General features: G+C 50.1%; 8 protein-coding genes (1 of these 8 cut by a window edge). 7 read left to right on the forward strand and 1 reads right to left on the reverse strand.

The features are described from left to right. The 6 genes from dnaA (at position 1) to gyrB (ending at position 6,317) form a co-directional block, all read left to right on the forward strand. On the forward strand, positions 1-1,347 hold the full coding sequence (gene dnaA, locus AC3RCL_RS00005; RefSeq protein WP_009591521.1) for a chromosomal replication initiator protein DnaA: 1,347 nt from the start codon (positions 1-3) through the stop codon (positions 1,345-1,347). Between the two features lie 202 nt (positions 1,348-1,549). Continuing rightward, positions 1,550-2,692 (forward strand): DNA polymerase III subunit beta, encoded by a 1,143-nt coding sequence (gene dnaN / locus AC3RCL_RS00010; protein WP_012818292.1) that lies wholly within the window; start codon positions 1,550-1,552, stop codon positions 2,690-2,692. Between the two features lie 38 nt (positions 2,693-2,730). Next, entirely contained in the window at positions 2,731-2,946 is a 216-nt protein-coding gene (gene yaaA / locus AC3RCL_RS00015) for a S4 domain-containing protein YaaA (RefSeq protein ID WP_009591516.1), read from the forward strand. Between the two features lie 56 nt (positions 2,947-3,002). Next, the gene (gene recF, locus AC3RCL_RS00020; protein ID WP_009591496.1) at positions 3,003-4,115 is read left to right on the forward strand and encodes a DNA replication/repair protein RecF; all 1,113 of its coding nucleotides are present in this window, start codon (positions 3,003-3,005) and stop codon (positions 4,113-4,115) included. A 13-nt stretch (positions 4,116-4,128) separates the two neighbouring features. After that, the gene (remB, locus tag AC3RCL_RS00025) at positions 4,129-4,380 is read left to right on the forward strand and encodes an extracellular matrix regulator RemB (protein WP_007129241.1); all 252 of its coding nucleotides are present in this window, start codon (positions 4,129-4,131) and stop codon (positions 4,378-4,380) included. Positions 4,381-4,406: 26 nt separating this feature from the next. Beyond that, positions 4,407-6,317, forward strand: coding sequence for a DNA topoisomerase (ATP-hydrolyzing) subunit B (gyrB, locus tag AC3RCL_RS00030; RefSeq protein ID WP_096777277.1), 1,911 nt, complete (start codon positions 4,407-4,409; stop codon positions 6,315-6,317). A 131-nt stretch (positions 6,318-6,448) separates the two neighbouring features. Here the strand turns inward: gyrB and AC3RCL_RS00035 are convergent, their stop codons facing one another. Further along, positions 6,449-7,261: a YheC/YheD family protein gene (locus tag AC3RCL_RS00035; RefSeq protein WP_096777278.1), complete on the reverse strand. Its 813-nt coding sequence runs from the start codon at positions 7,259-7,261 to the stop codon at positions 6,449-6,451. A gap of 409 nt (positions 7,262-7,670) precedes the next feature. Between AC3RCL_RS00035 and gyrA the strand changes: the two genes are divergently transcribed. Beyond that, positions 7,671-10,000: the 5' portion of a DNA gyrase subunit A gene (gyrA, locus tag AC3RCL_RS00040; RefSeq protein ID WP_012818297.1), read on the forward strand. 175 nt of this gene lie beyond the right edge of the window; the window shows 2,330 of its 2,505 coding nt (coding positions 1-2,330); it begins with the start codon at positions 7,671-7,673; the stop codon falls past the right edge of the window.

Here is a 10,000-nt window from a genome sequence, read left to right on the forward strand (position 1 = left end):
TTGGAAAGCCATACTTCCGAATTATGGCAAGAAATATTATCGATCATACAAACCAAGCTGAGCAAACCGAGTTTTGACACTTGGTTTAAAGCTACCAAGGCATTGACCATTAACGATCACTCCGTCGTCATTTCCGCGCCGACAACGTTTGCTGTGGAATGGCTGGAGAGCCGATACACCAAGCTGGTTAGTGCAACCGTGCTGGAGGTGGTGGGCAAGCAGGTCGACGTTCGCTTCGTGATCGAAGAGACGAAGGCACACGAACCTGCTCCGCAGCAGCCCTCGCCGCCGCTTGAAATATCCGGTGAAGAAATTCAGTCCCATATGCTGAACCCGAAGTACACGTTTGACACGTTTGTCATCGGTTCGGGCAACCGGTTCGCACATGCTGCCTCGCTCGCCGTTGCCGAAGCTCCGGCTAAGGCGTATAACCCGTTATTCCTATATGGTGGAGTAGGTCTTGGAAAAACGCACTTGATGCATGCCATCGGCCACTACATTTTGGAGCACAATCCCAGCAGCAAAGTCGTGTACATTTCCTCCGAGAAATTCACCAACGAGTTCATCAACTCCATTCGGGACAACCGCGCAGAAAGCTTCCGCAACAAGTACCGCAACGTTGATATTCTGCTCATTGACGATATCCAGTTCTTGGCCGGGAAAGAATCGACGCAGGAGGAATTTTTCCATACGTTTAACGCCCTGCATGAAGAGCGGAAGCAGATTATCATATCCAGTGACCGTCCCCCCAAGGAGATCCCGACGCTTGAAGAACGGCTCCGTTCCCGTTTCGAATGGGGATTGATCACCGACATTCAACCGCCGGATCTGGAGACGCGGATCGCCATCCTTCGCAAGAAGGCCAAGGCCGAGAATCTGGATATTCCGAACGAAGCCATGATGTATATCGCCAATCAGATCGATACGAACATTCGTGAGCTTGAAGGTGCCCTTATCCGTGTCGTCGCTTATTCCTCCCTGACCAATCAGGACGTTACAACGCATCTGGCAGCCGAAGCCTTGAAGGATATCATCCCGTCCAGCCGGCCGAGAATGATTACGATTCAGGATATCCAACAAAAGGTCGGCGAGTATTACAACCTGAGACTGGAAGACTTCAAAGCCCGCAAACGGACCAAAGCCGTCGCGTTTCCGCGGCAAATTGCCATGTACTTGTCCCGCGAATTAACCGACTATTCCCTTCCCAAGATCGGAGAGGCATTCGGAGGCCGGGATCATACCACTGTCATTCATGCCCATGAGAAGATTACCCAATCTCTGAAAACGGACCAGGAGCTTTTCAAAGTGGTCAATAACATTACGGAGAAAATCAAAAATCCAACCTGAACAAGTTCAAAGCCTATGCACAATCTATACACATGTGGATAGGCTTAATTTTATGCCTTTTACGAGGCTTATCCACATATTCAGTGTCCCTATTACTATTACTAATAATAATTAATAAATAAATTAACCATAAAGAGGGGAATCCCCTTGGCTTTCGCCAAGAGAAAAACCCCCTCTCATTTTTCCGTAAGGAGTGAACTTGATGAAAATCAGTATATTAAAAAATGTATTAAACGAATCCATTCAACACGTATCGAAGGCGATCTCCAGCCGAACCACGATTCCGATCCTCAGCGGCATTAAACTGGATGTCACGTATTCGGGCGTCACGCTAACAGCCAGCGATACGGATATTTCCATTCAATCGTTTATTCCTGCGGAGGATGAGAAGCATACCATCGTTCAGGTAGAGCAGCCTGGTAGCGTTGTGCTGCCAGCCAAATTCTTCGTTGAAATCATCAAGAAACTGCCTTCTCAGGAAATTCAGATGGAGGTCAAAGAAAACTTCCAGACCTTTATTTCTTCGGGGGCCACGGAAATCCAGATGGTCGGCTTGGATCCGGAGGAATTCCCGGTATTGCCTAATATCGAGGGCAGCCAAACCGTTTCTTTGCCAGGGGATCTGTTGAAAAACATGATCAAACAAACGGTATTCTCCATTTCCACACATGAAACCACGCCTATTTTGACGGGTGTATTATGGAGTCTGAACGACAATGAGCTGAAATTTACGGCCACGGACCGTCACAGACTGGCTACTCGCTCCGCCCATCTTGAGGGAGCTGACGGCATTTCGTTCAACAATGTCGTGATTGCGGGCAAAACGCTGAATGAGCTGAGCAAAATCATTCCGGACCAAAATACGCTGGTTGATATCGTTGTCGCGGATAATCAGGTATTATTTAAAATTGACCGTGTTCTGTTCTATTCCCGTATATTGGACGGCATTTATCCCGATACTTCTAGAATTATTCCAACCTCGCATAAAACAGAACTGGTTTTGGACACAAAAAAATTAAGCGAGTCGATCGACCGTGCCTACCTGCTCTCCAAAGAGGAGAAAACGAACATTGTTCTTCTCCAAACGATGGAGCATGGCGGCATCGAAATCTCTTCCAGCTCCTCCGAGCTTGGTAAAGTTCGCGAAGAATTGGACCTTATCGATTTCAAAGGGGAGCCGCTGCGCATCTCGTTCAACTCGAAATACATGCTGGACGTGCTCAAGGTGGTTGAAAGCGAACAGCTGATGATTGCTTTCATGGGCGTCATGAGCCCGATCATCCTGAAGCCGCTCGATGACAGCAAGAGCCAATATATTATTCTGCCGTACCGTACGGCCAATTAAAGTTATCCCCATGTTGATAGGGATGAAAGGACGAAGTCATGAAACAAATATTTATCCACAGTGAATATATCAAGCTGGATCAGTTCTTGAAGCTATCCGATTGCGTATCCACAGGTGGGATGGCGAAGGCGCTGCTCGCGGAAGGGGCAGTTCTGGTCAACGACGAGAAGGAAGAGCGGCGCGGACGCAAACTGGTTCCCGGCGACATCGTCAAAGTAGAGGATTGCGGGACGTTTCAGGTGGCAGCACAATAGATAGCCTCCCGCAGCCGCTTTGGCGCTAAGCGCGGAAGACGAGGGAGAGGATTAGCTTGTTTGTCAAAAATGTCAGCTTGCAGCATTACCGAAATTACGAGAAGCTGCAGCTTGAGGCATTTGGCGATGTCAATTTGATCATCGGACGCAATGCCCAAGGAAAGACGAATTTGATGGAGGCGCTCTTCGTGCTTGCTTTAACGAAGAGCCATCGTACCTCCAAGGATCGCGAATTGATCGGGTTCGAGCAGTCCAGTGCCCATATATCTGCCGAGATTGACCGCAAGTACGGCACTTTGAGGCTGGAGCTGAGCTTGTCTCAGCAGGGGAAGAAGGCAAAAATCAACGGGCTTGAGCAGCGGAAGCTTAGCGATTTCATCGGCTCGCTCAATGTCGTGATGTTTGCGCCCGAGGATCTGGAGATTGTCAAAGGCACGCCGGGGGTCCGACGCCGGTTTCTTGACATGGAAATCGGGCAGGTGGCCCCCAGCTACCTGTTTCATCTGCAGCAATACCAGAAGGTGCTCGTTCAGCGCAACAATCTGCTGAAGCAATTGTGGGGGAAGGGCAGCGCCGAGCAGGCGATGCTTGAAATTTGGAACAGCCAATTGGCAGAACATGGTGTTAAAATCGTCAAGAAGAGGAAACAATTTATAAAAAAGCTGCAAAAGTGGGCGGAAAGCATCCATCAGGGGATCACCAACGGCCTGGAAGACCTCTCTTTGCACTACCTTCCATCCTTTGCTGACGCGGAGGAAGAAGATGAAGCTGTCTTATTTGAGACATTTATGATAAAATTATCACAAATGAAAGAGCAAGAAATACGGCGCGGTATGACATTGGCAGGTCCTCATCGAGATGATCTGGCTTTTTATATTAATGGCAAAGAAGTCCAAACGTATGGATCTCAAGGTCAGCAGCGGACGACGGCGCTATCTTTGAAACTGGCTGAAATCGAGCTGATACAGGAAGAGATCGGTGAATATCCGGTGCTGCTTCTGGATGATGTGCTTTCTGAATTGGATCCGTACCGGCAGACACAATTGATCGAGACATTCCAGAGCAAAGTGCAGACATTCATCACGGCGACGGGCATTGAGAGTTTGAATACCGACAAATTGAAGGGTGCCAGCATTTTTCATGTCCATGACGGACAGGTGGGCTCTTAAGGAGTGATTCCATATGTATATTCATTTGGGCGGAGAGAAGATCATCCGTTCGTCAGAGCTGGTTGGGATATTCGATATCTCGATAGAGAAATCCTCGAAAATCTCCAAGCAGTTCGTCACGCATGCCCAGCAGCATAAAGTCGTGGAGTTGATTGGCGAAGAGGATCCGAAATCCATCGTGGTGACGAAATCGATCGTCTATTACTCTCCGATTTCCTCTGCAACACTTAAGAAACGAGCGAATCATTTTGTAGCTCAGGCATAACAGAATCTGTAGAAGTAGGTGAAGGCATGTCTATGAATCAACCGACATATGATGAGAATCAGATTCAGGTACTGGAAGGATTGGAAGCCGTTCGTAAACGGCCGGGTATGTATATCGGATCTACCAGTGCCAAGGGTTTGCATCATTTGGTATGGGAAGTTGTGGACAATAGTATTGACGAAGCGATGGCGGGAATATGCGACCATATCGAAATCATTGTCCATGAGGATAACAGCATAACCGTTATCGATAACGGTCGCGGCATTCCGGTCGGCGAGAACGCCAAGCTGAAGAAGTCGACGCTGGAAGTGGTTATGACCGTCCTTCATGCCGGAGGTAAATTTGGCGGCGGCGGATATAAAGTATCCGGCGGTCTGCATGGTGTCGGCGTTTCGGTCGTGAATGCTCTGTCTTCGAAAGTCGTGGTTCAGGTCAAACGTGACGGGCACATCTACCAGCAGGAATATCATCGCGGCGTACCCCAATATGACATCAAAATCATCGGGGATTCCGACGATCACGGGACTACGGTAACCTTCCTGCCGGATCCGGAGATTTTCACGGAAACGACGGTCTATGACTATACAACTCTCCTGACGCGGATTCGTGAGCTGGCGTTCCTGAACAAGGGCATCGCGCTTACGCTGACGGACGAACGTACCGGGGCCTCCGACTACTTCAAGTACGAGGGCGGTATTATCGAATACGTCAAATTCCTGAATGAGAAGAAGGAAGCTCTGCACGAAGACCCGATCTATGTGGAGGGTTCCCGGGATAACATTCAGGTGGAAGTGTCGCTTCAGTATAACGACAGCTATACCGAGAATATTTATTCTTTTGCCAATAATATCAACACGCACGAAGGCGGAACGCATGAATCCGGCTTTAAGAGCGCGCTCACTCGGATCATCAATGACTATGCCCGCAAAACGGGATTGATCAAAGACAATAACAACAACTTGTCGGGTGACGACGTGCGCGAAGGATTGACGGCGATCATTTCGGTCAAAGTGCCGGAGCCGCAATTCGAAGGACAAACGAAGACCAAGCTCGGCAACAGCGAAGTGCGCGGGATCGTGGAATCCTTGTTCGCGGAGAAGCTGCAGGAGTTCCTGCAGGAGAACCCGGCGGTTTCCCGCCGGATCCTGGAGAAGGCGCTCCAAGCATCGCGTGCCCGCGAAGCGGCTCGTAAAGCCCGCGAGATGACGCGCCGGAAGAGCGCCCTTGAAGTCAGCGCATTGCCGGGTAAACTGGCGGACTGCTCCTCCAAGGACGCTTCCATCAGTGAGCTGTACATCGTCGAAGGTGACTCTGCCGGCGGTTCCGCCAAGCAGGGGCGCGATCGGCATTTCCAGGCGATTTTGCCGCTGCGTGGTAAAATCCTCAACGTGGAAAAGGCGCGGCTTGACCGCATCCTGTCCAATGCGGAGATCCGAGCCATCATTACGGCTCTGGGCACGGGGATTGCGGAGGATTTCGATCTCTCCAAAGCCCGTTACCACAAAATCATTATCATGACCGATGCCGACGTCGACGGTGCGCATATTCGTACCTTGCTGCTGACGTTCTTCTACCGTTACATGCGTAAGCTGGTGGAAGCGGGTTATATCTACATTGCCCAACCGCCGCTCTTCAAGATCGAGCGCAACAAGGTGATCCGGTATGCCGGCAGTGAGAGAGAACGCGACGAGATCATCAAGGAATTCGGCGAGAACGTCAAAATCAACGTACAGCGTTACAAAGGTCTCGGTGAGATGAACGCCGGCCAGCTGTGGGAGACGACGATGGATCCCGAGAGCCGTACGATGCTCCAGGTGACGATCGAGGATGCGATCTTGGCCGATACGTTGTTTGATACCCTGATGGGCGATAACGTGGAGCCGCGCCGGGATTTCATTCAGGAGCATGCGAAGTCGGTCCGGAATTTGGATGTATAAAGTACTGCAAGCTAAAGAGGGGTATCCCCAAGGTCTGTAAAGGCCTCAGGGGAATACCCCTTTTTTCGTTAATAACGGGCACAGGCCGCGAGTCGTTGCATAACAGGACCCAACCGATTCAGAGAGACTTGCTAACCGGTTTTTTTGGTTTTCTTCTTGCTGGATAAGTTGCGTCCGTAGGCATTGGCGTATTTTTCTACCTGTTTGTAGATGCTGGGATCCTTGAAGAATTTCTTGAACGGGAACAGGGCAGGTTTGGTATTAACCTCCAGGATCCAAATGTTCCAGCGATCGTCAATCGCAACATCCAGGCCGATTTCTTTCAGGTTCGGATACGTTTTTTGCAGCTGCGAAGCGACGTTCACTCCAAGCGTATTCAGTTCTCTGCGGATATTCCCTGCTTCTTCAGCCGTCATATGCTCGAGCATTAGCGGTTTGTAGTGATGAACCACGCCGCCGCTGTGATGGTTGGTAATGATTTTATTTTTGGCCGCGACCCGGCCGATTATTCCTGTGCTCACCCACTGACCGGAAGGACTCTTCTGGGTAAGTACACGAAGATCAAAGGGACGGTCCTTATGACGGAGCAGGTGGATGCCTTGCTGAACCAGATAATCCTTGCCTTGAAACAAGGCGCTTAATGTTTTATGGAGGCTCTCCAGAGAGGTAAATACTTCGGTTTTATGGTCGTAACGAAGCATGTAGGAAGCATCCGTTGTTTCATCAGTATCCGCGGTTTGGGAATGGAGCTGTTCGACCGACATCACGCCGATGCCGTAGGTCCCTCGGTCAGGCTTGATATACACAAGCGCATGCGTATTCAGCATGTCTTCAAGCGTCTCCAATGAATATAGGCGGGTAGCCGGAACATAAGAGGCGAGGCCTTTGTTTTTCAACAGTATTTTCGTTTTCGCCCACTTGCTTGCAACGCGTTGGATAGTCAAACATCTTCATCCTTTCTTAGCTGTATGATTGGAGTGACAGGATTTTGCCTGTCTCGTAAACAAACTCGTGTGATCGGTTGATTTAAAAGAGTGTGGCTGCCTCTGACAAGAGAGGGGATGCCCGGAAAACATAGGACAAGTATGACAAACAGTGGTATAATATAAAGATGTGATGATTCGAAAAGTCCTTTGCAATGCATTGTATGTGAAAAGGGGCACGGAGGACAGGGCGTATATCCCGGTTTCCGGGCAAAAATCATGCTTTCACTTGATCCATCCCGTGTTTAATTGTGCGATGTTTGTGAAAGTAATATAATAAAGGTTAGTGCGTTTCTAGGTTTCTGATCACTATTCTGCTTTTTTCACATAGATCAAGGCATGGTTGATAGGAAAATGAAGGAGGTCCAGCATGGCGGAAGAAAATTTCTCCCAAATCAAAGATCGGGACATTGGTACCGAGATGCGCGAGTCCTTTATGGATTACGCGATGAGCATCATTGTCAGCCGGGCTTTGCCGGATGTACGGGACGGAATGAAGCCAGTACACCGTCGTATTCTGTATGCGATGTCCGAACTTGGAATGGCTCCGGATAAACCGCATAAGAAATCGGCAAGAATCGTAGGCGAAGTTATTGGTAAGTACCATCCTCATGGTGATTCCGCAGTTTATGAATCCATGGTCCGGATGGCGCAGGACTTCTCCATGCGTTACATGCTTGTTGATGGGCACGGGAACTTCGGTTCCATCGACGGCGATATGGCAGCGGCTATGCGGTATACCGAGGCTCGTTTATCGAAGATTGCCATGGAAATGCTGCGTGATATTAATAAAGAGACGATAGACTTTGCTCCGAACTATGACGGCGAGGAGCAGGAGCCGGTGGTTCTTCCTGCGCGTTATCCTAACTTGCTGGTAAACGGCGTGTCGGGGATCGCGGTAGGGATGGCTACCAATATTCCGCCTCACAATCTTGGTGAAGTCATCGATGGTGTACAGGCGATGATTCGTAACCCTGACATCACGCCGATGGAGCTGATGGAATACATCCAAGGACCGGATTTCCCGACAGCGGGTTATATTCTGGGACGCGAAGGCATTCGCCAGGCTTATCGTACGGGCCGCGGTTCCGTTACGATGCGGGCGAAGGCGACGATCGAAGAGAATAATAACAAGGCGCGCATTGTCGTTCATGAGATTCCTTATCAAGTGAACAAGGCCCGTCTGGTTGAGAAAATTGCGGAATTGGTTCGCGAAAAACGAATTGACGGCATTACGGATCTGCGCGATGAATCGGATCGTAACGGCATGCGGATTGTTATTGAGCTGCGCCGGGACGTCAACCCGAATGTCGTTTTGAATAACCTGTACAAGCATACGGCCATGCAGTCGAATTTCGGCATTAATATGCTGGCCATCGTGAACAACGAACCGAAGATCTTGAACCTGCGCGACGTGCTGTTCCACTATTTGGAGCATCAGGTCACCGTTATCCGCCGCCGGACAGAGTTCGAACTTAAGAAGGCGGAGGCCCGCGCTCATATTCTCGAAGGTTTGCGTGTTGCACTGGATCATCTCGATGAGGTCATTGCCCTCATTCGCGCTTCCCAAACCACAGAGGCTGCCCGCGAGGGCTTGATGGAGCGTTTCGGTCTCAGTCATGAGCAGGCACAGGCCATTCTGGATATGCGTCTGCAGCGCTTGACCGGACTCGAACGGGAGAAGATCGAGAACGAATATCAGGAATTGCTTGCCAGAATCGCGGAACTCCGTGAAATCTTGGCTAATGAGCATCTTGTGCTTCAGATCATCAATGATGAGCTGCAAGAGATTAAGGAACGCTTCGCGGATGAACGCCGTACCGAAATTACGGTCGGGGAAGACAGCATCCTGGACGAGGATCTGATTCCGCGCGAAGAAGTGATCATCACCATTACGCATACGGGTTACATCAAGCGTCTGCCTGCGAACACCTATCGCAGCCAGAAGCGGGGCGGACGCGGCGTTGTGGGGATGGATACGAAGAGCGAGGACTTTGTCGAGCATCTCTTCGTCACGAATTCCCACCATTACCTGATGTTCTTTACGGACAAAGGGAAGGCGTACCGGTTAAAAGCCTATGAAATTCCAGAGCTGAGCCGTACCGCCCGCGGAACGCCGATCATCAACCTGATTCAAATTGAACAGGGCGAATCGATCAATGCCGTGATTCCGGTGGAGAACTTTGACAGCGATAATTACCTGTTCTTTGCAACGCGCCAGGGTGTCGTTAAGAAAACCCCGCTTGAGGATTATGTGAATATCCGCAAGGGCGGTCTGATTGCGATTAATCTGCGCGAGGACGATTCCCTAATCGAGGTGAAGCTGACGGACGGTCAGCAAGAAATCATTATGGGAACGGCGCAAGGAATGTCCATCCGCTTCAAGGAGAGCGATGTTCGCTCGATGGGAAGAAGCGCGACCGGGGTGAAAGGGATCACGCTGGACGACAATGATGAAGTCATTGGCATGGACGTAGTAGACCAGGAGCTTGATATCCTCATTGTAACGACCAAAGGTTACGGCAAGCGGACGCCTGCAAGCGACTACCGCAGCCAGACCCGTGGCGGTAAAGGGATCAAGACCATCAATATTACGGAGAAGAATGGACCGGTTGTGGCACTGAAGGTCGTGAAATCGGAAGAAGACCTCATGATCATTACGGCAAGCGGCACCATCATCCGTACGAGCATGGAGGGCAT

This window comes from Paenibacillus sp. MT86, assembly GCF_058792535.1.